At 42.8% G+C, this 23,800-nt stretch carries 23 protein-coding genes; 11 read left to right on the top strand and 12 right to left on the bottom strand.

Annotated elements, in window-relative coordinates; all coding sequences use genetic code 11:
- Window position 1: 1 nt before the first annotated feature.
- Entirely contained in the window at window positions 2-877 is an 876-nt protein-coding gene (locus tag ACFPZG_RS00515) for a metal ABC transporter permease (RefSeq protein ID WP_317940462.1), read from the top strand.
- 105 nt (window positions 878-982) lie between these two features.
- Complete coding sequence (locus ACFPZG_RS00510) at window positions 983-1,357, top strand: VOC family protein (RefSeq protein ID WP_283733509.1); 375 nt, start codon at window positions 983-985, stop codon at window positions 1,355-1,357.
- A gap of 65 nt (window positions 1,358-1,422) precedes the next feature.
- Here ACFPZG_RS00510 and ACFPZG_RS00505 read toward each other — a convergent pair whose 3' ends face one another.
- Entirely contained in the window at window positions 1,423-2,244 is an 822-nt protein-coding gene (locus ACFPZG_RS00505) for a GNAT family N-acetyltransferase (protein WP_283733508.1), read from the bottom strand.
- Window positions 2,245-2,369: 125 nt separating this feature from the next.
- Here ACFPZG_RS00505 and ACFPZG_RS00500 point away from each other — a divergent pair, with 125 nt between their 5' ends.
- Complete coding sequence (locus ACFPZG_RS00500) at window positions 2,370-3,365, top strand: NERD domain-containing protein (RefSeq protein WP_317940461.1); 996 nt, start codon at window positions 2,370-2,372, stop codon at window positions 3,363-3,365.
- A 174-nt stretch (window positions 3,366-3,539) separates the two neighbouring features.
- Here ACFPZG_RS00500 and ACFPZG_RS00495 read toward each other — a convergent pair whose 3' ends face one another.
- The 5 genes from ACFPZG_RS00495 to ACFPZG_RS00475 all read right to left on the bottom strand — a co-directional run bounded on the left by ACFPZG_RS00495 (window position 3,540) and on the right by ACFPZG_RS00475 (window position 10,077).
- Complete coding sequence (locus ACFPZG_RS00495; protein WP_283733505.1) at window positions 3,540-3,965, bottom strand: hypothetical protein; 426 nt, start codon at window positions 3,963-3,965, stop codon at window positions 3,540-3,542.
- A 54-nt stretch (window positions 3,966-4,019) separates the two neighbouring features.
- On the bottom strand, window positions 4,020-7,157 hold the full coding sequence (locus tag ACFPZG_RS00490) for a DEAD/DEAH box helicase (RefSeq protein ID WP_317940563.1): 3,138 nt from the start codon (window positions 7,155-7,157) through the stop codon (window positions 4,020-4,022).
- Between the two features lie 265 nt (window positions 7,158-7,422).
- Window positions 7,423-9,054 (bottom strand): hypothetical protein, encoded by a 1,632-nt coding sequence (locus ACFPZG_RS00485; protein ID WP_317940460.1) that lies wholly within the window; start codon window positions 9,052-9,054, stop codon window positions 7,423-7,425.
- On the bottom strand, window positions 9,047-9,844 hold the full coding sequence (locus ACFPZG_RS00480; protein WP_283733502.1) for an ABC transporter ATP-binding protein: 798 nt from the start codon (window positions 9,842-9,844) through the stop codon (window positions 9,047-9,049). Before ACFPZG_RS00480 ends, ACFPZG_RS00485 begins: the two co-directional genes overlap by 8 nt.
- Window positions 9,844-10,077, bottom strand: a complete 234-nt coding sequence (locus ACFPZG_RS00475; RefSeq protein WP_317940459.1) for a hypothetical protein — start codon at window positions 10,075-10,077, stop codon at window positions 9,844-9,846. Before ACFPZG_RS00475 ends, ACFPZG_RS00480 begins: the two co-directional genes overlap by 1 nt.
- A gap of 141 nt (window positions 10,078-10,218) precedes the next feature.
- Here ACFPZG_RS00475 and ACFPZG_RS00470 point away from each other — a divergent pair, with 141 nt between their 5' ends.
- Window positions 10,219-10,770: an RNA polymerase sigma factor gene (locus ACFPZG_RS00470; RefSeq protein WP_283733500.1), complete on the top strand. Its 552-nt coding sequence runs from the start codon at window positions 10,219-10,221 to the stop codon at window positions 10,768-10,770.
- Entirely contained in the window at window positions 10,760-12,406 is a 1,647-nt protein-coding gene (locus ACFPZG_RS00465) for a LolA family protein (protein ID WP_317940458.1), read from the top strand. Before ACFPZG_RS00470 ends, ACFPZG_RS00465 begins: the two co-directional genes overlap by 11 nt.
- Before the next feature lie 34 nt (window positions 12,407-12,440).
- Here ACFPZG_RS00465 and ACFPZG_RS00460 read toward each other — a convergent pair whose 3' ends face one another.
- Together ACFPZG_RS00460 and ACFPZG_RS00455 are read right to left on the bottom strand one after the other, a co-directional pair.
- Window positions 12,441-13,286 carry a methyltransferase domain-containing protein gene (locus ACFPZG_RS00460; protein WP_317940457.1) on the bottom strand — a complete coding sequence of 282 codons (846 nt, stop codon included), beginning with the start codon at window positions 13,284-13,286 and terminating at the stop codon, window positions 12,441-12,443.
- 95 nt (window positions 13,287-13,381) lie between these two features.
- Window positions 13,382-13,558 carry a hypothetical protein gene (locus tag ACFPZG_RS00455; RefSeq protein WP_283733493.1) on the bottom strand — a complete coding sequence of 59 codons (177 nt, stop codon included), beginning with the start codon at window positions 13,556-13,558 and terminating at the stop codon, window positions 13,382-13,384.
- A gap of 249 nt (window positions 13,559-13,807) precedes the next feature.
- Between ACFPZG_RS00455 and guaC the strand changes: the two genes are divergently transcribed.
- Together guaC and ACFPZG_RS00445 are read left to right on the top strand one after the other, a co-directional pair.
- The gene (guaC, locus tag ACFPZG_RS00450; protein WP_283734559.1) at window positions 13,808-14,791 is read left to right on the top strand and encodes a GMP reductase; all 984 of its coding nucleotides are present in this window, start codon (window positions 13,808-13,810) and stop codon (window positions 14,789-14,791) included.
- A 133-nt stretch (window positions 14,792-14,924) separates the two neighbouring features.
- A complete protein-coding gene (locus ACFPZG_RS00445; protein WP_317940562.1) occupies window positions 14,925-16,580 on the top strand; it encodes an ABC1 kinase family protein in 1,656 nt (551 codons plus the stop codon).
- A gap of 44 nt (window positions 16,581-16,624) precedes the next feature.
- Here the strand turns inward: ACFPZG_RS00445 and ACFPZG_RS00440 are convergent, their stop codons facing one another.
- Together ACFPZG_RS00440 and ACFPZG_RS00435 are read right to left on the bottom strand one after the other, a co-directional pair.
- A complete protein-coding gene (locus tag ACFPZG_RS00440) occupies window positions 16,625-17,812 on the bottom strand; it encodes an NHL repeat-containing protein (protein WP_317940456.1) in 1,188 nt (395 codons plus the stop codon).
- Complete coding sequence (locus ACFPZG_RS00435; protein WP_317940455.1) at window positions 17,805-18,326, bottom strand: RNA polymerase sigma factor; 522 nt, start codon at window positions 18,324-18,326, stop codon at window positions 17,805-17,807. Before ACFPZG_RS00435 ends, ACFPZG_RS00440 begins: the two co-directional genes overlap by 8 nt.
- A gap of 177 nt (window positions 18,327-18,503) precedes the next feature.
- Here ACFPZG_RS00435 and ACFPZG_RS00430 point away from each other — a divergent pair, with 177 nt between their 5' ends.
- Window positions 18,504-18,875 carry a cytochrome-c oxidase gene (locus ACFPZG_RS00430; protein ID WP_283733488.1) on the top strand — a complete coding sequence of 124 codons (372 nt, stop codon included), beginning with the start codon at window positions 18,504-18,506 and terminating at the stop codon, window positions 18,873-18,875.
- 59 nt (window positions 18,876-18,934) lie between these two features.
- Here ACFPZG_RS00430 and ACFPZG_RS00425 read toward each other — a convergent pair whose 3' ends face one another.
- Window positions 18,935-19,480 (bottom strand): GNAT family N-acetyltransferase, encoded by a 546-nt coding sequence (locus ACFPZG_RS00425; RefSeq protein ID WP_317940454.1) that lies wholly within the window; start codon window positions 19,478-19,480, stop codon window positions 18,935-18,937.
- 171 nt (window positions 19,481-19,651) lie between these two features.
- The gene (locus ACFPZG_RS00420) at window positions 19,652-20,536 is read right to left on the bottom strand and encodes a LysR family transcriptional regulator (protein ID WP_283733487.1); all 885 of its coding nucleotides are present in this window, start codon (window positions 20,534-20,536) and stop codon (window positions 19,652-19,654) included.
- 112 nt (window positions 20,537-20,648) lie between these two features.
- Here ACFPZG_RS00420 and ACFPZG_RS00415 point away from each other — a divergent pair, with 112 nt between their 5' ends.
- The 3 genes from ACFPZG_RS00415 to ACFPZG_RS00405 all read left to right on the top strand — a co-directional run bounded on the left by ACFPZG_RS00415 (window position 20,649) and on the right by ACFPZG_RS00405 (window position 23,787).
- The gene (locus ACFPZG_RS00415) at window positions 20,649-21,842 is read left to right on the top strand and encodes a coenzyme F420-0:L-glutamate ligase (protein ID WP_317940453.1); all 1,194 of its coding nucleotides are present in this window, start codon (window positions 20,649-20,651) and stop codon (window positions 21,840-21,842) included.
- A gap of 297 nt (window positions 21,843-22,139) precedes the next feature.
- Complete coding sequence (locus ACFPZG_RS00410) at window positions 22,140-22,682, top strand: sigma-70 family RNA polymerase sigma factor (protein ID WP_283733486.1); 543 nt, start codon at window positions 22,140-22,142, stop codon at window positions 22,680-22,682.
- Window positions 22,666-23,787: a DUF4179 domain-containing protein gene (locus ACFPZG_RS00405; protein ID WP_317940452.1), complete on the top strand. Its 1,122-nt coding sequence runs from the start codon at window positions 22,666-22,668 to the stop codon at window positions 23,785-23,787. Before ACFPZG_RS00410 ends, ACFPZG_RS00405 begins: the two co-directional genes overlap by 17 nt.
- Window positions 23,788-23,800 lie beyond the last annotated feature (13 nt).

The raw sequence follows: 23,800 nt of genomic DNA, 5'->3' as shown, positions 1-23,800 counted from the left end.
ATTGAGTTACGAAGGTTGGATTTTACTTACCGCCTCATTAGTCGGGCTCTCTTGTGGGATCATTGGCGTCTTCCTCATTCTTAGAAAGATGGCGATGATGGCCGATGCCATCAGTCATACAGTCCTGTTAGGAATCGTATCCGCTTATTTAATCACTCGAGAGTTAAACGGCATGCCTATGCTGATTGGCGCAATCATTGCAGGTTTGCTGACAGCCGTTTTAGTACAATGGCTCCATTCACTCGGCGTCCAGCAAGACGCCTCTATCGGTGTTGTGTTCACAACACTGTTTGCAATTGGCGTTATTTTAATTGCAACGAAGACAGGTAATGTCCATTTAGATGTGCAGCATGCTTTAATGGGAGAAATCACATTCGTTCCATGGCATACAATGGGTGTCCCGTTGCTTGGTGAAATTCCTCAAGCTACATTCATCTTGCTTATTGTATTTGCGATTGTGCTCATTATGATCTTTGCCTTCTATAAGGAGTGGAAAATTACAACATTCGATGCCGCATTAGCGGCAAGCCTCGGCATTCCTGTCCTGCTCATGCATTATGTATTCATGACACTTGTGTCAATTACGACCGTCGCTTCATTTGATGCAGTCGGCGCCATCATGGTGGTGGCTATGCTCATCACACCGGCATCAGCAGCCTATCTATGGACTGACCGACTGTCTGTCATGTTAGGTCTGAGTGCCCTGTTCGGTATCACATCCGCAATAGGTGGGTATTATATCGCCGTCTGGATCGATACATCGATATCAGGGTCCATGGCATTTGCTACCGGGATTATCTTTTTAATCAGCTTTATCGGGTCACCAAAACACGGCTACATCTCACGGTTCATCCGTCCCGAAACATTGCCTGAATAAGCCTCAATTTGATAAAACTCTTCCCAATTGTCTAAAAAAGTGATGCAAAGCCCAATGGCAATCGTGTATGATGAAATAAACAGACAAAAGGGGAGAGGTTTTTTTATGGGAACAATTACGAAAATTGGGCAAATTGGGGTACCGGCAAAAGATATCGAACGGGCAACAGCATTTTATAAAGACCAATTAGGTTTGCAACTATTATTCAACACGGATACGATGGCATTCTTTGATTGCGACGGCGTACGCTTACTCGTCAGCCTACCTGAAAAAGAGGAATTCGCACACGCAAGCTCCGTCCTGTACTTTCACGTGGAGAACATTCAACAGGCGTATGAAAACTACAGGGAAAAAGGGGTTGTTTTCATCGATGAACCGCATATGGTCGCGAAGATAGGACAAACCGAAACGTGGATGGTGTTTTTTAGGGATACCGAGGATAATATGCATGGGTTGATGAGTGAGGTTGTGGTAGGGTAAATAAAGAATGGGGCTGTCTTGAAGGTCAGTAAAAACTGACTGTTCTTGACAGCCCATTTTTTTATTTATTCATCCCAAAGATAATAATCCTGACCTTGTACTGTTTGGAATCCGATTGACTCATAGAGGCGGAGGGCATTGCGATTTTTCGCTTCTACTTCAAGTCTAATCGGGTTGCCAGAAGGTTGTTCCAAATGGACGACCGCTTGCAGGGCTTTGCGACCGTATCCCTTTCCTTGAAAGTCGGGATGAATGACAAATCCATAAATATAGGATTCGCCATCATTTCTGCTCACTCGTATCTTGCCGAGCCTTTTGCCATCTGCTTCAATAATGAAATGCGCGTCATTCGGATAATTTTTCACTTCTTGTTGATGAATGGTGGCATCTTCCAACGACATGCCGAAGCCTAACACATCCAATTCGATTTCAAACGGGACATCTTCCTCGGTAGATTGCCTTAATAGGACGCCACTGCCTTCTTCCAAAGACTGCCGTTTCCACACCATTTGGTACTCAGAAAAGTCGTAGGTACATGGCTGTTTCTCAAGCCACTCTTTTGCAGACTGGGAAGTGGAAGGTGCATTCAAAAGGATCTTTTTATATCCTTTTTCTTTGATGACCAGCAGCGCTTGATGCCATAAATTTGTAAAGTGGTTCTGGTTTCGATGGGCGGGCTTCACCATACCGCAGATTTCAACGGTTGAGCCAAAGCCGTAAAGGGCCAAATACGCAACGAGCTCGCCATCCACGTAATGAAAGAAATCCATCGCTTGATCTTCACGTTGGCGAAGCATATCCCAGTTTAATTTCAATAAATTCCCGTCGTTTGTTTCGCATTCTTTTTGCAAGTTTGCAATTGATTGTAGTTGTTCAGTTGTTAACATTGTGTTCCTCCTCATATTCCTTAAGCTAATTATAAAGGGAGATGGATTAATTAACTATATGTTTCGAAATCAATGAAGTTATCTAATTAGTGTGATAGAGTGGTTTTAAAGGAGGAGAAGTTTGATTGATCATAAAGGAAAAAATAAGTTCATTAAAAGCGGTTGGGTTAGAAGCATTATTGCGACGGTTGCCAAAGAGTCATGCTCGATATGCAGATATTGAGAATGAACTAAGGATAACCAGGGCTGGTGATAACGGTGAGAGAATACTGGCAGATGTTTTCAATAAATATCAGTTCCCTTTCGAGCATTACATCTTTCACGATTTGAATCTCCAATCTACTGGGAAATTCCAAATCGACACGCTTTTCCCCTGTCAGCAAGGCGCCGTAATCTTGGAAATGAAAAATATTGCTGGCCAGATCAATTTCCGTGAAGAATATAATCAACTGACGCGTACCCTTGAGAATGGACAAGTCGACGCATTTGAATGTCCGTCCGTTCAACTGGAGCGAAATAAAATGCTCCTTGAAGATTGGTTTCATGCACATCAGCTTTCCATTTCCATTCATCATGCAGCGGTTTTCCCCCGGCCGCAACAGCAATTTGTGAACCATCGTAAAGATTTGCAGCTTCTCTTCCCCTTTGAAATCCCTATTTTTCTTCGTAGACTTCATTCATTTCACAATGTTACCAGTTCGCTTCCTCTCAAGAAAATCGCGAATATGCTGCATAGTGCCCATCGCGAGTATGATCCTTTTCCTTTGGCATCAAGATATGGAATTCAGCCGTCTGAACTTATTTCGGGAGTTTGTTGTGTCCAATGTGGCTTTCAAGGAATGACTTCAATATACAACGGATGGGGCTGTCAACAATGCGGTCATGTTGATGAGATAGCCCATGTTCAAGCGATAGTGGATTACTTTATGTTGATTGGTTATCGTATTTCCAATAAAGAATGCCGGCATTTTTTACGTCTGGACAACATCCAAAAAGTGAAACGGCTATTAGGGCAACTCAGAATTCCCTTTGAAGGGGAAAAAAGGGGAAGATTCTATATAGCAAACCTTAAAGTGATTAGAGAGCTCCATGATTCGAAGGGGCCAAAGGTAACAAAATGACAATAACTCCTGGGAAATGATCGATAACTATCGGGAAATAATCGATAACTCGTCTGAAATGATCGATAACCCTTGGGAAATGATCGATATCTTCCGGGAAATGATCAATAAAATTATTGCAAGCAACTTTCACAGCGAAAAACCGCTCCAGTCACCTACGACTGAAGCGGTTTTTCATTTAAACAACTCTTTGTACGCCAACGCTTTCAATGCAAGCATCTCTTCTTCCGTCAGCTTGCTTTGAATCTTAGTCAACAGCTCTTGTTGCTCGGATGCCGACATGCCTTGACGCACTTTAACTTGAATATCATTGATTTCGGCAAGGTCGAATTTCTTGAGCAGGACGCGGGTGGCTTCCTCTTTCGTTTTGAAAGGCAACTTAGAGCTATCCGCGTTCTTCCCCTCTTCAATGAACGTACGCAACTCCGGATTATTTTGGATTTCCTTTTTCAAATTGTCCAACTGACCACTCGTCTCTAACTCCGCGGCAACTTGACCCATCACTTCATCTGCAATGAATTTCGTGCCAAAATGATAGACGCCAAATGCAATAAGGGCAAGGACCGCGACTGTTCCTATCAAAAATTTAAATGCTTTCAACTAATTCACCTCAACTTCAGTATCTTCGTTTCCGGCAACACTTAAACAGCGGCACTAAATCTCCAACAAATCCTTTATATCTTCCTCCGTCAGTAACGAACCCATTTCCGCGTCAATGACTTCACCTATTAAATCCCTTTTCCTATCTTGCAACTCATTCATTTTATCCTCAACTGTTCCACGTGCAACAAGTTTGATGACGTGGACGACGTTCTGCTGGCCGATCCGATGTGCACGGTCCGCCGCTTGTTCCTCGACCGCCGGGTTCCACCATAGGTCGTATAATATGACGGTGTCCGCCCCCGTAAGGTTCAATCCCGTTCCGCCTGCTTTCAATGAAATCAAGAACAGATCACGCTCACCCGCGTTGAATCGGTCGCATAGTTCAAGTCGTTCCTCTGAAGGCGTTGAGCCATCTAAATAAAAGAATGGCGTCCCTTCCATTGCCAAATCCCTGCCGATGATTCCAAGCATTTTCGTGAACTGCGAGAAGATCAACACCCGCCTTCCCGCACGCTTCGATTCTTCGATCAATTGCTTTAACTGCTCGTATTTCGAGGAGGTTCCTTCATAACCATCGACGAAAAGACCGGGATGACAACAGATTTGACGCAACCTTGTTAGTCCTGCTAATATCCTAATTTTATTCTTCCGCAAGGTATCCTTATCTAAATGCCTTAATGTATCATGTCGCAGCTTTGCCAAATAAGCAGCGTAGAGCTCCTTTTGTTCCGGCAGCAATTCCGACGACTCGATTGACTCAACCTTATCAGGCAACTCCTCAAGGACATCCTCTTTCATCCGCCGGAGTAAAAATGGACGGATGCGTCGTGCGACCGTTTTCCGCGAAAGCTCACTGAATTCCCGCAAGCCCATGAACAGTTCGGGAAAAACGACATGGAAGATTGACCATAACTCTTCCAATGAATTTTCGATAGGCGTTCCCGTCAACGCAAACCGATGGGTCGCCTGTAACTTCTTAACCGCTCTTGCAGTCTGGGTGAACGGATTTTTAAACGCTTGCGCTTCGTCAAAAAACACCGTATGGAATTTCTGCTTTTCGTACCATACAATATCCCGTCGTATTAACGGATAGGAGGTGATCAGGACATCTTTGTCATGAGCATTAGCTTGTCGCTCAGCCCTCTCCTTTTTATTCCCATCCAACACGATTGCGTCAATTTCCGGCGCAAACTTCTTTAGCTCACTCAACCAGTTATAGACAAGCGAAGACGGGCAAATGATAAGTACCTGCCGCTTTTCATCCCGGATTTTAGGCAATTCGGACTCGATGAACGCAATGCTTTGCAATGTTTTTCCGAGCCCCATGTCATCCGCAAGCACACCACCGACCCCGAATTCAGCGACCGTTTTCATCCATTTAAAACCGTTTTTTTGATAATCGCGTAAGATAGTTTCCAATGACGATGGTATGTCCCACGCGGAATTTTCCGGATGCAAAAGCTGACCAAGAAACTGACGGGCTGATTCCTCAACAGCAAGTATTTCATTGTTGCCGACAGAGTCCAGAAAACGAAGCCCCCTGGTAATCGGCATATTCAAACCCTTTTCCAGTTCATCTAACTCGCCGGGTACTTCATTCATAAAGCGACGAATCTCTTCAAACTCCCTCGTTTCAAGTGAAAGAAGGGCACCGCTACGTAATCGGTAGTATTTCCGCTTTTCCTCAAGTGCTTCAAGAATCCCGCGAATCTGCTTGTCCGGAATGCCATCCATGCTGAATTTGAATTCAAGCCAGTTAGTTTTTTCTTCAAATGCTTTCACGCGAATACGTGGTTTGGCGCTTCCCCTGAAAATCCGGATCCGAATTGCAGTAGTCGCATAGACGCGTACAAGCTTCTCTAGCTTCGGAAGGACATTGTATAGGAACTCATATTCCAATTCCTCGTTATGCAATAAATAACCCTCATCTGTCTGAGCGAATGAGCTTTCCTCCATTATCCGTAGGATCTCCTCTTCCTTTTCCAAGTCGCGGACTAAAACGGAGCTTGCTGGCAATTCCCTTTCAATTAAAGGGTTGATGGCCATATGATCGTATTGGAATTCAAGGCTCGCAAGCAATCGGTTGTTCACTCGGTCAAGATACAGTTTTGCATTCAATGGGGATTTCACAAGCTGGTCCAAAACTGTTTCATCGAGTTGGACTTCGCCAATCCTACGCAAACCAGGAACTACTTTTTCGATGAAAAAGCCAATTTGTTCATTGGAAATCGGGAGACGATGCGTTCCCGACGTTTCCACCATCTGTTTCAAATCTGCAAGCCGCTTGCAATCCTCGCCTGATAATCGAAACAATTGCATATCACTAAGGACAAGATTATAAGGTTGTAGCATAAGAACATGATCCAACCCGTCAATTTTCAAGAAATGTCCCTTCTCCGGTCTTTTCCCGAAGTGAAATTTGACTGGTAAGCCCGTTTCACGGATACGTAAACGTGTTGCCGGCTTGCCGTAGATTTCCAAGTCAACTTCCTGTGCTTCATTCAAATCCGGAAGAAGCTTTTCCCAAGCGGGTGGGGGTATGACCAACGTTCGCGGAGTACCTCCACGGTAATTGTATGCCCCATTGTTAATCTCAATCAGCCTCTGTAAGACCGCGTCCGCTTCCCGTTTGAAACAATGGAGATTAACGTCAAACGTGAAGGTAGAATTCAATGAACTTGCCCGTCCTTCATTCACATCCTCCAAAAACTGCCGAATATCTTCTACTGGTACTCCTTCCACTTGCAAATTAATGCCTAACATAAAGGCTTTTTTAGTCGGAACCGGTGACAAAGTAAAGGTTAGGTCCAACACTTCCCTATCTTCAAAATGAAGCTGATGCCCGCTGGACCTCGGCTTGCTATCGAAAATGGAAAGTAAGCCTTCCGTTAATGAACTTTCAGTTGGTACTTCACGTTCATTCATGGTAATCAAAACAGCCGCCACATGCTGGCATTTGTATCTATAAAAAGGTAAAGTCGGACAACTACATTCCGTCCGAATTTCACCATCGTTCTCAACGTTGATTGTCACATGGAAATTTTCCTTCCCCTCCACAACCGCTTTGCAATAATCATCATGACATTGTTCAATAACCACTTTCCCTGCACGAGAATACATTTCGCCCCGTTTGAACGAAACAGAGCCACATAAATCCATAATTTTGTTTTGAGTTAAATGAATCCCCATTTGTTCATCTCCTTCCGAGACAATCACCCGTACAGGCGCTTGCTTATATATTACCATTTGAAGAGGCAGTTCAGAAATCTTTAACGGCCGCCTAAAATCGCCTTCATCAATCCAAAAACGCAAAAACTCCCCAATAAGCTCATAAATCCCCGCAATCACGCATATAACGCCCCAAAACCTTATAAACTCTATCAATCACGCATAAATCACTAAAAAGACGCATAAACGCAAAAAGGATGCACCCCACATGCATCCTTTTTGCATTCTATCTAACTTCCCCACTCTCCATAGGAAACACCTTACGCCAACCGAAAAACACCGCAATCAGCAATAACACGATATACACATAAATCCCGCCAACCACTGCATTCGCAATTAAATGCGCGATAACGAAAAGCCCTGCTCCGAGGCTGATCAAAAACATCTTTGCGGACCCTTGTGATTGTGCAAACTCAAATGTTTGCGTGAATGGAAATTCATCAGCATTCATCCATTTATATGTTAGCAATGTATGGAGGATTGCACCTAATAATACCGCGAACAAGTCCGGTAAAATTCTTATCGAGAAAATGGAAATAAACGCAATTGACAGCATCAGGAAAACCGGTACATACAACTTTATGAAAAATGCTTTCAACGTCCCACTATATGCTGCCGTTGGTTGCTGGATCGGCGATGCCTTAAATAGCCAACTTCCTTTATAATTATCGGAAAACTGAAGCGTGTGAATGATTGTCGGAATCATCATGTTCCCGAAATAGATGAGCAAAAACATGCTACCGGTTGAGATTTCTGCAAGAGTTCTCATCTGCAATTCCGTAAAAATGAAAATGAATGGGAAGATGAAGGCGAATCCAAGGGATGGATACACTCTAAGCTTAAAATTCCTTTCCTGTTTCATCATCAACGACGCAAAACGGAAGAACATCCTCTCTTCCCGATTTCGGCAACAGACCCTTGCCCAGAAATCCGTCATGCGCCCGGACCTTTTCCTGCTTTTCGACTCACTCATTAACTTATCCATGTTTTTTTCGAATGAAGGCATTAGCTTCACATAAATATAAATGGAAATGATCGGGATTATCAAAGCAAGCACCGATAGTAGAATGAGTGTAGTTGAAAAGTCTTGATTCAACAACAATTCGAAGGCAGCTCCGAACCACATCGGCGGTAAAAACACATGCCACCAGTTGAATGTATACATCAATTCTAAGTCTGCGAAATTGAATGCACGAATGACGACTTGATACCCAATGATAACACCTACGGACAGTATGATTTGCACATAATTAATAATATCCTTCAGTCTTTCGCCGTCGAAAAAGCGTAGGACTACAAAATACATAAGAGAAGTGAAAACAACTATGAAAAGCATCGTTAATATCAATGCTGCAAGAAAGACAAGTGTGAATGCAATCCCGTTTTTGAACAACCCTATAATAAGCGGTATTGCGATGAAAGCTCCTGTTATGAAAAACATGTAGATCAATATATGGATAATCTTCGCCGTATTAATCGTCCTGCTGCTTACGGGTTTCGTCTGCAATACCGTTTTATCCCGAATATCAAGCAACACGGTGGAGAAATCGGATACCATCGTCGTTGCCAAAATGAACATCATGATACCGAATACGATACTCATCTGGAAGATATAATGGCCGTCCCCGAATAACATGAACGGGATAATCATTAATCCGTATAGCCCATAGATCCATAAAGACTTCAGGAATTGATTGCCTTCCTTCTTCTTTTGTCCATTGAAAATAGTCGGCGTCCGTCTGCCATCCATTGTCAGTTTCATGCGCAATATCGTTTCCATCGCGCGATAGTCAATTCCTATCTTCACAAAAATCCATTTGAATTTTGAAAGGAGTGCAAGCGCACGGAACTCATTCATTGTTAGCTCCGCCTTCTACAATCGAGATGAACCGCTCCGCCCTGCTTGCATGATCCGTGAAACCAGTCAGCTGATTGAAGATGCCCGACAGTGATCCTTCTTCACTTCTCTCCTGCAATTCCTCGAAGCTGCCATCCGCCACGACAACTCCATTGACAAGCAGCACAATTCGATTGCTGATCTTCTCGACGATATCCATGATATGTGAGGAATAAAATATCGTCTTTCCTTGAGCTGCCAATTGTGAAAGCATCTCTCGGATGACCATCATGCTATTCGCATCAAGTCCGCTCAATGGTTCATCAAAAAACAATAGATCCGGATTATGGAGCAGGCTCGAAATGATAAGCACTTTCTGTTTCATCCCTTTTGAGAAGGAAGAAATCCTCGAATGCATCACATGACCTAACTCAAATTCCTCCATAAGCTTCTGCGCTTTCTCCTCGGCGAATTTTCTATCAAGCCCGTATAACTCCCCAGTGAATGCCAAATATTCCATAGCCGTCAAATTATCGTACAGTTCCGCCTGCTCCGGCACGTAACCAATCCGCTTCTTGTAAGATGGGTCCCCAGAAGCAATATCCTGCCCAAAGATTTCCACATGACCTTTATAATCTTCTATTAAACCAAGCATGATTTTCACAGTTGTACTTTTCCCGGCACCGTTAGGACCGATATAGCCTATGATCTGTCCCCGTTCCACTTCCAAGTTCACGCCATTCAATACGGTCTTTATCCCATATGTCATTGTGACGTCACGTAAAGATAACACCTTATTAGATGAATTCATCACAACACCCCCATTTTTATCAGTTTACTACATTTACCCAATAGAAGTTTGAAAATATCATCTTTTTGAGACCATTCTTGACGAGTCAAAGGTCCTGAAGTGACCATATATCCCGGGAAATAATCGATATATGACGGGAAATGAATAATAACTTCTTCGAATTGATCGATATATGTTAGGAAATGATTGATATACTTCGGGAAATGATCAATAAATTTTCCGGAAGAGAACATTCAACTTTTTTCCGCTGAATTACATATGTATGCCACTAAACTTGTATGATTCGTTTTCTCTTCGCACAATCAAATTAACTTGTAACGATTCAACCACAAAAGTCGTTTTAGTATATAGAGCAACTTGGAAGAGGTGAACGTATGCCGATGAAACACGATGAGTTAGGTCCAAACAATACCCCAATTGAGGAGATTTGCCGCACTACATGGGAGCCGCTCTACCGATTCATCTACTATAAAGTGCAAAATCGGGAGGAGGCCCAAGAAATTACGCAAGAAACGTACATCAAAGCGATTCCCTATTTTCGAAAGGGACGGATAGAATCCGCTAAGTATCTGAGTTTCTTAAAAACCATCGCCCTTAACCTGATTCGTGATTCATGGCGAAAGAAGCAACGACGGGGCACAACAATTGAACTTGATGCCATTCAACCTTTAGAAGCGGCGGTTGATGATGAAACCAGTTTGAGTGACCAACGTTTTCTTATTGAAAAAGCACTCGGTCAATTGAATGAAGAACAAAGGACCGTCATCGAACTACGAATATTGAAAGGCTATTCGACTGCGGAAACCGCAAAAATCATGGATAAAAACGATGGTAATATCCGTGTCATGCAACACCGTGCATTACAGGCGCTTGCATCAATTTTAAAAAAGATGAATGAGAATGGAGGTATGAGGAATGAAAGATGAAGAACAAAGATTATCCGAGTTCATCGACCGACTGAATGAAGAAAAGAAGCCGGATGATGTTCATGGGGACAGTGGGGAATTAAAGGAACTTTATTCAACAGTCAAGCTTGTCCGTGCTCTTAAGGAACCTGAAATGCCCGCGTCTGACTTCTGGGAGAAGTTAGCCAACTCCCTGGGCACATCAACGAAAAGGAAATCAAGAAAACGAAATTTATTTACCGGTTTAATTGGTATCGCCGCCGCTTGCCTTCTTGTATTTGCAGTGTTAATCCCGTTGACCCGCACTTCAATTGTAGCGGCAATGGAAAAGGCATTCAGCGAAGTGCAGGCGTATCATGGATCGATTGAAATACAATCGACAAATGAAGAAGGAGAGACGACCATCCAAGCAAAAATGGAAGTTTGGGCGGATCAAAAAGGGCGTTATTACGTGAAAGGAAACGAGGGCTTCAATAGTGGAGTCATTACGGTCAATAATGGGGATAAAAAGTGGCAGTTGAACCCCGAGAGTCAGCAAATCCACATACTTCCTACTTTCCCGGATACCTATCCTTTCACCTTTGAACTTGGCAATGAAATCAATGACATAACAGCTGCCCTATCGACTGAAATCATTGGAGAAGACATGATTGCAGGTAGATCGGCGACTATCCTTGAAGTTTCACCAAAGGGCGGCGAACCGTACAAGGTTTGGATAGATAATGAAACGAATTTGCCGTTAAAAAAACAGACGGCATGGCAAAACGCCTTACAATACACTGTCCAATACTCCGAAATTGAAATGATGGATGTAATACCGGAAGAAGTACTATCCTTCATTACGCCAGAAGGTTATGAAGTAATTCAAACAAACCCTGAAAAAATCGTAAGCGATTTGCAGGAGGCTAAAGCTATTGCCGGATTCATCCCAACCCTACCAAATGAGGAAACCACAGGCTCTTCTTTAAAGCATATTGCAGTCGGTTTGGAAGAAATTAATGTGAAGAGCTATTACCGTTTTGCCGATGACGGTGAAATTGTCCTTTCTCAAAAGAAAGCAGACGAGGCATTAAAGCCTGATTATAAGTCGATTATCGGATTGGTAAATGGCCAACCTGCGGAAATACAACAATCCGTACAGGAAGATGCAGGATTATTTGGAACCAGGGGAAAATCTGCCGGAATGAAAGCAATCCACTCTGTCCGTTGGCAAGAAGATGGCTATGAGTTCAGTATTGTCGGGAATACCCCATGGAAAGATATTGAATCATTTGCGAAGGAGCTAACGGGTGGGGCAATTGAATTGCCGGAATCAAATAAAATTAGCGATACCTCTCCCGAAATCGATGTGCCTTATGATCTTACCGTTGTAGAAAACACGCAAAAGAGCGTCGATGCTGGGCATTCGCCATGGAATTTGGATCCTGTCTTCGTTGCACAAGTTTTCGCGAGCCTGCAACTTTCACCGGGAGGAATCGTTGGTGATTATCCAATTGCATACGAAGAGTTGAGAGTGTTGCAACAAACTAATTCGGATGCAGTTGTTGAAGTGAATAGTGACAAATCATCCATTTCCAAAATCTATTTGAAACGATTGGTTCGCCAAGATAACACGGGGATTTGGACGGTCGTTGGGTATGATTTGAAGCATGAATGAGAAATACCGGAAGCTTTTGTCTTCCGGTATTTTTTTATTCAGCGACAAACGCAAACACCGATAATGGTTCAATGACTACTTTTTCCTTCGCAGCCTTCAACAACTCCACTTCCGAATGAAGCAGTGATCTTAATTTATCCGGTACTACTTCAAGACGATTGATTTCCCCTTCATATTCCTTTAAAGTCATTGCAACTTCCCATTGTCCATCCTGCAAATCCGGCGATTGAATGATTTGCTCCCGTGCAACCGTCCAACCCGCGTCCTTTGCAATGCGCAGACAATCGGCAGGTGTGAACAATGTCCGCACATTTGCGAGACTGCTTTCCTTGAAGCATTCATAATGTGCTTGAATGAGAACAGCTTGGAGATGTGGATATTGCTCGAGCCTTTGAATCCGCGTATCCCATTCCGCAAAGCAAAGCTGCTTCCCCCATTTTTGTACCTTGCTTAAAATGACGGTAAGCTCTTCCTCCGACCTTAAATAAAATGCACAATGTGAAAAGACAATATAGTCAAAGGACATTGGGGGAAAATCAATTTCATCCGATAAAACGTCCACACCGAATTCAATCTTCATTCTATCGCCCATATCGGAATCCAATAATTGATTGCGTGCTTCTCCCAACGTAATTGGCCCGCCATAGTCGGCTTGCGCAATATCGATGCCATGGACGAATCCTTGATTTCCAACCTTGTACGCTAATGCCGCAGTCGTATCACCTTGGCCACAGCCGATTTCAAGCACGCGATCGCCTTTTCGTATATTCCAAAATTCAACAAGCTTGAGCCGATGCCCCGTTTGAATACGTTGAATTTCTTTTTCTCCGTTATAGGTCGCCATGCAACCTACTATATATTCTATTGAGCCTCGATCCATAATCCATCTCCTCGCTTTTTAACTATCGTATCACTTTTAAGCTTCAAAAAAATAGAACGGCAACGCATTTTCTGCGCTGCCGTTCTCTATATTTATCACAACTCCTGATAATCCTTCATGAACCTTCCGCTTTCCTTCACTTCAGCATGATACAACGCCTTCAATGCGAAACTCTTCTCTAATTCGTGCTCCTTCATAATATCTTTGAGCCTCTTCGTCAATTCCGCATTGTTTTTCACAAGCAGTTCCATCTTCGACTTCGAATATTGCATGATTTTATCCTCCTTGTGCTTTTATTTAACCAGTGTAGCATATTCATCTTCTATTTCGCTTCCTATAAAAATAAAGCAAGTATAATTTAATTTCAAGAAGCAAAGCCTATTACAACGAGAATGGTTCTGACTTTTAAGCCTACTACTAATAGTAAGCAGTTGACGAATGGAATAAAATGATGTAAATTACAAAAGTACGAACGATGAACTAAATAATATAAATAATATTCGTATTTGGGAGTGTATATGATGGATACAGTATTTGATTATGAAGATATTCAATTAGTTCCTAATAAATGTATAGTAAATAGCCGTTCAGAGTGTGATACTTCGGTCACATTAGGTAAACATAAATTCGTCTTGCCGGTCGTTCCTGCAAATATGCAGACAATCATTGATGAAAAGATTGCTGTCCAGTTAGCTGAAGGTGGTTATTTTTATATCATGCACCGTTTCAATCCGGAAACACGTGCAGAATTCATTAAGGATATGCATGCCCGAGGATTGATTGCTTCCATTAGTGTCGGCGTTAAGGAAGATGAGTATGGATTCGTGGAGCAACTATCTGCAGATGGACTCGTTCCGGATTATGTGACGATTGATATCGCGCATGGCCATTCGAATGCAGTCATCCGTATGATTCAACATTTGAAAAAGCATTTGCCCGAGACTTTTGTCATCGCTGGTAATGTTGGTACTCCGGAAGCTGTCCGCGAGCTTGAAAATGCGGGCGCTGACGCTACTAAGGTCGGTATTGGACCAGGGAAAGTTTGTATCACGAAAATCAAGACAGGTTTCGGAACAGGCGGCTGGCAATTGGCGGCACTTCGCTGGTGTGCAAAAGCTGCGACGAAGCCGATTATCGCGGATGGCGGCATCCGTACACACGGTGATATCGCGAAATCCGTACGTTTCGGTGCGTCCATGGTTATGATAGGGTCACTTTTCGCAGGTCACGAAGAATCCCCTGGGGAAACAATTGAAGTGGATGGCAAGCTGTATAAGGAATACTTCGGTTCTGCGTCGGAATTCCAAAAAGGCGAAAAGAAGAACGTTGAAGGAAAGAAAATGCATGTTGAGTATAGAGGGAAGTTGCAGGACACGTTGACGGAAATGCAGCAGGATCTCCAGTCTTCTATCTCTTATGCTGGCGGAAATAAATTGGATGCAATTCGCACAGTTGACTATGTTATTGTGAAGAATTCTATTTTTAATGGCGACAAGGTTTATTGATTAACGGAAGGGTTGGCTAAATGCCAGCCCTTTTTTCATTTTAAAACCGACCTCTAAAACGAATGGATAACCCGACCCCCAAACGGGTATATCTGTCATACAGCCATAAAAAACTGGAGGAGTTTTTTTGAAAATGAAAATTCGCCATACGAAACGCTTTAAAGAAATTATCCATGCCTTTTTACGGAATGGACTTAGCCGTTTCCTACTCCGTTTAGGCCTAATAACTCGTAATGAATCAAAGCATGACACGTCCGATATGAATATGCAGGAAATCGGTGAAAAACTCCGGCAGGCATTACAGGAGCTTGGACCGACTTTCATTAAGCTTGGGCAAATTGCAAGTTCGAGGCGTGATCTTGTTCCTCCGATGATTGCGTTTGAGCTTGAGAAGCTGTTAGATCATGTTACGCCCGTTCCTTTTGAACAAATTCAAGAAATTGTCCAGTTTGAATTGGATGGACCGCTTGAGGAGTTTTTTAGCGAGTTTTCAGAGGAGCCCTTGGCGACTGCTTCAATTGGCCAAGTCCATGTATCAAGATTGCATTCGGGTGAACAAGTAGCAGTTAAGGTGCAGCGCCCCGACATAAGGCCAACGATGGAGACTGACCTTGCCATACTTGACGATTTTGCCAAGTTTTTAGTGAAAAGGGCGGATTGGGCAAAAACCTACCGCCTTCGCGATATGATCGTTGAATTCTCAAAGTCATTGCATAACGAGCTTGATTACCGTTTGGAAGGGCGGAACTGTGAACGCATTGCGAAACAATTTGAAAAGCAGCCAAACGTCTCCATCCCAAAGGTTCATTGGAATTTTTCAACGGATAAAGTATTGACGATGGACAAGATTGAAGGGATTAAAGCGAATGATTTGGAAAAACTCGACCAATACGGGTACGATCGCAAATTGATCGCTCGGAGGATTTTCGATTCGATGCTCCACCAAATTTTAGATGAAGGGTTTTTCCACGGGGATCCACATCCGGGGAATATTTTCATATTGCCTGATAACGTCGTGTCTTACTTAGACTTCGGAATGGTCGGACGGCTTGACAATAAACTAAAAGAGCAATTCGCCCCCCTTATCCTCCATATGCGTAATCGAAACACGGAAGGAATGGTAAGTCTTTTTTACGAAATGGGCATCATTTCCGATGAAACGGATTTACGGGCATTTACAAGGGACGTCGATGAACTACAAAACAAATACTATGATATCTCGTTAGATGAAATAAGCCTGGGTACTATTTTCATTGAGCTGTTCCAAGTCGCTTACCGACATAATATTATGATACCTACGGAAATCGCTGTGCTGGGGAAATCCATTCTAACATTGGAAGGTGTAATTTCAAAGTTGGATCCATCGTTGAACATGATGACGGCTGTTGAACCTTTCGGGAAGAAGCTCATGTGGAAACGCTATAATCCAAAGAAGGTTTTAGAAAACTCATGGGTTGAGATTATCGGAAGTTTGGGTATCCTTTACCGTTTCCCGAAGGAATTAAAAGCGATTGCAACGACTATCCGTAAGGGAAAACTCAGTTTGGATGTTAATCCCCAACAACTAAAAATGATTTTAGGTAAACTTGATCAAATCAGCAATCGTCTGTCATTTAGCATCATGCTGTTTTCCCTTAGTATTCTCTTGGCAGGCTTGTTCATCGGTTCAGCCATCGTTGGACGCTCAAGTTTCCTTTGGCAATATCCGACAATCGAGGCTCTCTTCGTCATATTTTTGCTAATGTTCGTCTACCTAATCCATACCATCGGCCGATCCCGACGGAAATAAAAGGTGCCTGCCACTGGTGAAATCTTAGCGGGCAGGCATCTTTTTTATTCATTCAAAAACTCATCAATCCGGTCCTGCAGTTTTTTCTCAAACCGTTCCCCAGGGATCAATTCATAGATAGCTACTGAATCAGCACCTGCTGATAGATAAAAGATCTTATCCCCTTGCATTCGCAATGAATGGGTTGAATAATAGGCCGATTGCTCATGGGGCTCTCTAACTGCACCTAAAACATTCCCCTCCTTATTGATGACATACACATGAAATTCCGCCATTATTTTATGCGTATCGGCCACTTCCGTTTTTTCGAAGATGAGTTGATTGGATCGGATGTCTAAAATACGGATGCCGCCAGTTGTATGATCGAATGGAACGGTAATCTTTTGTTCAATATCAGCCTCTTTGATATTGATGATTTCTGTTTGCTCGTCTTTACGGATTATTTGGGCGGTGACGGAATCATGTTCATAGGTTTTTAGGGGTCTTGAGATTTCCCCTGTCATCAGATTTTCCATGAGCGGTCGTACATCGTGGACAATTATTTCATTTTGCTCATTTACAACAACTGCATTTGGATCCATCATGTCCGCCTTGATTGGAAATACTTCCAACAGCTCACCCTCCGGACTGAATTTACTAACTCCCTTATAATAAGATGAATCAAGTACATATATATTGTTGTCTTCATCCACAAAGATATCTCGATACCATTTACCATCCTCCGAATCATCCAATTGGATGGTGAAAAGATGACCTTCCAGCGTTGTAACCATCACCTTCCGGGCTGCATTGTCCAATAGATAAAAGACGCCATCTTTTACAAAAAAGCTCTCCACTGCACGATCACTGCCTCCTGGCCGTTTTTGCGGCATTCCCGGTTGATTAATTCCTTCACCATAAGGCAATTCCAGAATCACTTTGGCTTGTTCCTTTTCGGCAATCAGCATCCCATCTTGAGGAGTATTTTCAATGGCTTCCTTTTTGTCTATAGGTTCCTCCAATACAAGTGGAACCCCGTTTGGAGGTTGATTGAGAAAGAGGAAAGTCACTGCAAGAAAAGTTATGAATGCCAGTGAAGTGACTGCAATCGGGATGAATTTAGGCCCATTTTTAGTTGAAGGTTGAATAAGTTGTCTTTGTAGACGGCTAACGAATTCTTTATCCGGATCCTTATCCGGTCGATTTCGAAGACTTTGTAAGAACTCTATCTCTTTTTCAGTAGGTTCATTCATAGCTCTCCCACCCTTCTTTGAGGTTAGTGTCCTTCTTCAATTCTTGAAGTGCTCGGTGAAAATCCACCCGCACCTTCCCCTCACTGCATCGCAACGCCTCGGCAGTTTCTTTTATACTAAGCTCGTTCAATCCCCTTAAAATTATGACACTACGATAATGCGGTTTCAGTTTAACGAGCGCACGTTGAAGGTCTTGCCAGTTTTCTTCCCCAATTATATGTCGGCTATTTACGTCTTCTTCGTAAGTAACATCAGATATTGTTCTCGGAAACAGGCTTCTTAACTTTTGCTTTCGAATCCAATCGACTGCCGTAAATCGCGTAATAGATAATATCCATGTCTTCACTTTTTGTGGGTCCTTCAATTGATGCAGGTTTTTCATCGCCTTAAGAAACGTTTCCTGCGTTATATCCTCAGCATCCTGTTTATTGTTCGTGAAATACAGAGCGAAATGATACACATCCTTATGAAACTGGTTAAACAGTTCCGAGATATGCAGTGATTTTTCATTCAAAAAGGCCGGCCCCCTTTCAGCTGTACCAATAAGTCGATTCAGATTATGTTTTGTTACAAGAGTTTGTATAATCGGAAAAATATCTTTTGAATTTCATTCAAACACCCTCATTCCTATGTTGATACAAATCATAGAATACTATGAACGATTTAAATGTAGGAAGGAGGTGTAATGAAGATGGCGAAAACTTTGATGAAGATTTCAGTGGTGTATTTCATGATTGGTATTTCTTTCGGTTTATACATGTCTTTCACGCATGTCTTTAACTTAACGTCTGTGCATGTCCACTTGAACTTGGTCGGATGGGTGTCTTTGGCCTTGGTCGGGCTATTTTATCATCTGTATCCAAACCTGGAGCAATCCGGGTTGGCAAAAGCGCATTTCTGGCTTCATAATATCGGATTGCCAATTATGATGATCAGCATCGCAACTGCTATTTTAGGAGGACCGGAGATATTCTTCCTGTTCGCAACATTAGGCGGAGTAATGACCGTTTTAGGTGTACTTTGCTTTGGATTCAACGTACTGACTCGTTTGGAAAAGAATTAGATGGTAGACGAACAGGCGAAGGAATGTATTTTTCATTCCTTCGCCTGTTACATTTTTTCTTACCGATTCCTCCAGTCCTCTTTCACCATTCCAAAGACAAAATGATCGACAAACTTGTTATAAAGCCACTCTGCTTGTTTTATATGACCTTCCTGCTGGAATCCAAGTCTGTTCGGGATCGCCATACTCTTTTTATTTTCAGTCGCAGTTCGTATTTCAATCCGATTCAATCCCAATTCTGTGAAGCAATATTCGATAATCGCCTCACATGCTTGTGTCATCAATCCATGCCCCTCGTGGTCTTTCCCGAGCCAATAGCCGATGGATGTCGATTTGTTTGACCAATTGATGCCGTGCAAACCGATGACACCAGCAAGTTCCCCTTTATGCCAGATCCCCGCTTGAAACCCATCGTTGCGGCTAAACTGCTGCATCGTTCCAAGGATAAAGCCCCTTGAATCTTCCACCGTCTTTGTGAAGTCGATCCACGGAAGCCATTCACGCAAACTATCACGTGATTTGTCGGTTAGATTGAATAATTGTTCCGCATGTCGCACTTCCAATAGACGCAATTCAATTTCATCGTTAATTTGATACGTAAACATTTTAGTCGTCCCCCTTTTATTATCTCTGTTGCTAAAAAAGCATAAACCCCGATATACACGCATAAATCCGCTTATTTACGCATAATATCGGCTAAAAACGCATAAATGTTATTAAAAGTCCATAAACGCCACCAAAAAAGCATAAACCGAAATAATCCCGCATAACTGACTTCACTCCGGTACTAATAACTCCAAAAACCTCGTCGAAGCCGGTGATAGCGGCACACTTTTCAAAGAACAAACCCCGATACTGCGATGCGGAATCTGCTCCTTCAACTGCACTTCCTGAAGCATGCCACTTTCGAGATAATCCTCCGTGAATTCTCTTGTCACACATGCAATCCCCATATTGATCCGTGCAAATTCAACGACAAGATCATGAGATCCCAATTCGAACTCCGGTGAAATCTTCACGCCCTTTGACAATAGAAAGTCTTCGACGTACTTTCTTGAATTCGAACTCGGCTCAAGGAAAATTAGAGGTAGTTTCACAAGCTCCTGAAATCCGATTGGCCTTGCAAGCAGTTTCCGATATTTGTCTCCATATACAAATGTATCATGGATATCCATGCACGATCTCACGTTCAATGCATCATCGTCAACAGGCAAATTGCATACGACAATATCGACTTCCCCGGACTTCAGCAATGAAATGAGCGTATCCGTCGTTCCATTTTCGATTTTTAATTTAAGACTTGGGTATCGATTACGGAAGGCCTCAAGTTGCGGAAGGAGAAAGTATTTGGAAATCGTATCGCCAACGCCGATCCGCAGTTCTCCGATTGTGAGATTTTTGAACTCTGCAATCTTTTCTTCCCCGATCTCGATTAAATTGATAGCAGAATTAACATACTCCAACAGAAGGCTTCCCTCATTTGTCGGCGTGACACCTTTAGGAGTTCGATTGAAAAGGCGTGTATCTAACTCCTTCTCCAGCTGCATGATGGATTGGCTGATGGCTGGCTGGGTCATGAAAAGTTCCTTCGCGGCCCCGGAAAAGCTTTCATTTCTACCTACAACACAAAAAATACGATACAAATCTAATTTACTAACCATATAACCACCCCTTATATCCATTATTAGATATATTAATTTTACTTATACCACCAATTGGTAGTATCATACAAGTAGATCGTCAGTTAAGTTACACCGATAAGGAGCGATAACATTGGAAAGAGTAGTTGGAACGGTTGTCAGAGGACTTCGATGCCCAATCATTAATAAAGGGGACAATATCGAGGAAATCGTTGTAGATAGCGTATTGAAAGCGGCGGAAGTAGAAAAATTAACGATCAATGACAGAGATATCGTTACAATCACGGAATCCATCGTAGCTCGCGCGCAAGACAATTACGCGACAGTCGATCATATTGCGAAAGACGTTCAATCGAAATTCGGCGACGACACAATCGGCGTCATCTTCCCAATTCTGAGCCGTAACCGCTTTGCCATCTGTCTAAGAGGGATTGCAAAAGGTGCTGCGAAGAAAATCGTCTTGATGCTCAGCTATCCATCTGATGAAGTCGGCAATCACCTTGTCGATCTTGACACACTTGATGAAAAGGGCGTCAACCCTTGGACGGACGTTTTGAATGAAGAAGAATTCCGTGGCCATTTCGGCTACAATAAACATACATTTACAGGTATTGATTATATTGATTACTATAAATCGATCGTTGAAGAATACGGCGTAGAATGCGAAGTCATCTTCTCGAATAATGCGAAGACGATTCTTGATTACACAAAAAACGTACTTACTTGCGACATCCATTCACGTTTCAGAACAAAACGCATCTTGAACGCGAACGGCGTTGAAAAGGTTTATAGCCTGGACGATATTCTTTCTGAATCCGTTGACGGCAGCGGCTATAACGAAACATACGGGCTTTTAGGTTCCAATAAAGCGACAGAAGACAGCGTCAAGCTCTTCCCACGCAACTGCCAACCAGTTGTTGACACGATTCAGGCTATGCTGAAAGAGAAAACAGGTAAAACGGTTGAAGTCATGGTGTACGGCGACGGCGCGTTCAAAGACCCGGTCGGTAAGATTTGGGAACTTGCAGACCCAGTCGTTTCCCCTGCATATACAGCAGGCCTCGACGGAACACCGAATGAAATTAAATTGAAATACCTCGCAGACAACAACTTCGCCGATCTGCGCGGCGATGAATTGAAAAAAGCAATCAATGAATTCATTGAGAATAAAGATGACGATCTCGTCGGCTCAATGGAATCCCAAGGGACAACCCCTCGTAAGCTGACTGACCTGATCGGGTCTTTGTCCGATTTGACTTCAGGTAGCGGGGATAAAGGGACACCGATTGTGTTCATTCAAGGATATTTTGATAACTTTACGAAGTAAGATACTGCCCTCGGTCTTTGACTGAGGGTTTTTTCATGTTGTTTTATGGTGGGCGCGGAGTCTGTGGTAGTTTTTTGGATATCGATCACTTGTGGTGAGTTATCGGTCACTTACGTAGAGTTATCGGTCAATTGCGAGGAGTTATCGTCGTTTAAGGACTTAGGAACTGTACGTTTACTTGCTTCATTATAAACAGACCGCCATCATTTAAAAGAAATTAACAACCTCGCGAGATTCATCAGCTAACTTTCGTTATATAGGGTGTAAAGGCCTTTACCAAAAACAAAGGAGAAAACTATGAGGACACATGAAAACAATTTCATCAAACGTCTGCAGTCCGGGAAGGAAGATGCTTTGGACTTCATCGTTGACCGTTATTTACCGCTTATTAAAAGTGTTGTTCGACAAGTTCTTGGACCCGTCAGACAAGAGGAATTGATTGGTGAATGCGTCAATGATATTTTCCATGCGATTTGGCAGAACGCAAAGAAGTTTCGCGGTCGAAACCCGGATGAATTTAAAAACTGGATTTGTGCCGTGGCGAAATATAAAGCAATCGATTATTACCGAAAAGAAGCAAAGAACATTGAAGTAGCCTCTGAATTTATTGAAATCCCTGTAGAAGTCTCAAAGGTTGCGGAAGATCGAGTGAAAGAGTTGCTGAACGAACTGGAGCCGATGGACCAGAAGATTTTTATCATGCGGTATTTGCTTGGTTTTTCATCCGAAGAGACCGCCGAAAAGTTAGGATTGAGTATATCGGCAATCGACAACCGGGTGTACAGGGGTAAAAAAAGATTACGGCAAAACGGGAGGTTTTCGTATGAAGGACATATATGATCACTTGAACGATATTAATATGGACGCCAGCCAATTTGAAGAAGAGGAAGTTAGTGCAGCGGAAAAAGCAAAAGTGATGATGGATTTGAAAAGAAAAATTATCAAAAGGCCGAAGCCTGTTAGATGGAGAAAGATGGCCGTAGCAGCATCAATCTCAATTGGATTATCTTCAGCTGCACTATTCGGACTGTCGTTCACTTCATTCGCGCAAGAAATACCGATCATCGGGCAAGTTTTCAAGTGGTTTAACGACGATGGTTTTTTTGAAAACTATAGTGAACATGCCAATACGCTCTCGATGACTCAGGAGGATAATGGCATTAGCATCACTTTGAATGAGGCAGTGTTTGATGGGAAAACGCTTTACGTCACATATGAACTGACATCGGAGATAGATTTAGGAGACGATCTATCACTCAAAGGCACGCTTAACATTCTCAATCACGTCGGAGGTCATATGGGAACGGGTAGCGGCGACATAAAAAAGGTGGATGATTTCCGTTATGTAGGTGTTTCAACAGCCAAAATGTATCCGGAAAATCGAGTGGAGGAAGGTAGTTTTGAATTCGACATCACTGGGATTTTTCTCGAAACGTCAAAATTCGATATAAGTAGGATGATATCCGATCCGACATACAGCGAGAAAGAAATCGCAGGGAATTGGAAATTCCAATTCGATCTGCATGCGACAGACAATGTGGAGCAATCTGTTGGATTGTCCTCTGCGGGGAATGATGTGACGGTATCGGTCAATAAAGTCGCTTATACCCCGATGTCGTTCATCCTCTTCTATCAGGAATTCATCACACAAGAGCTATATGCGAAATGGGATTTCATTTCTGTTGGAGTGGTCGTTAAGGATGATTTGGGTCATACGTACGCAACTGGAGGTAGTAGCGGTGGGGGCCTTATTTTACGTCTTTCCCATACAGAAACATTTGAAAAACTTAATCCCAAAGCAAAAAAGTTAATTGTCACCCCAAGAGTTGTGCTTTCACAAAGGGATGGCACATATGAAAACGGGGCCTATTACCGCAATGAAAGCAGTACTGCACCGATGGAAACGTTTGAGTTGGATGAAATAATTATTGATATAGAGAAGTAGAGGGGGCACACCC

This window comes from Sporosarcina thermotolerans (assembly GCF_042658975.1).
In the GTDB taxonomy this organism is placed as follows: domain Bacteria; phylum Bacillota; class Bacilli; order Bacillales_A; family Planococcaceae; genus Sporosarcina; species Sporosarcina thermotolerans.
Note: the sequence above shows the minus strand (reverse complement) of the source record. Positions and strands in the feature narration are given on the sequence as shown.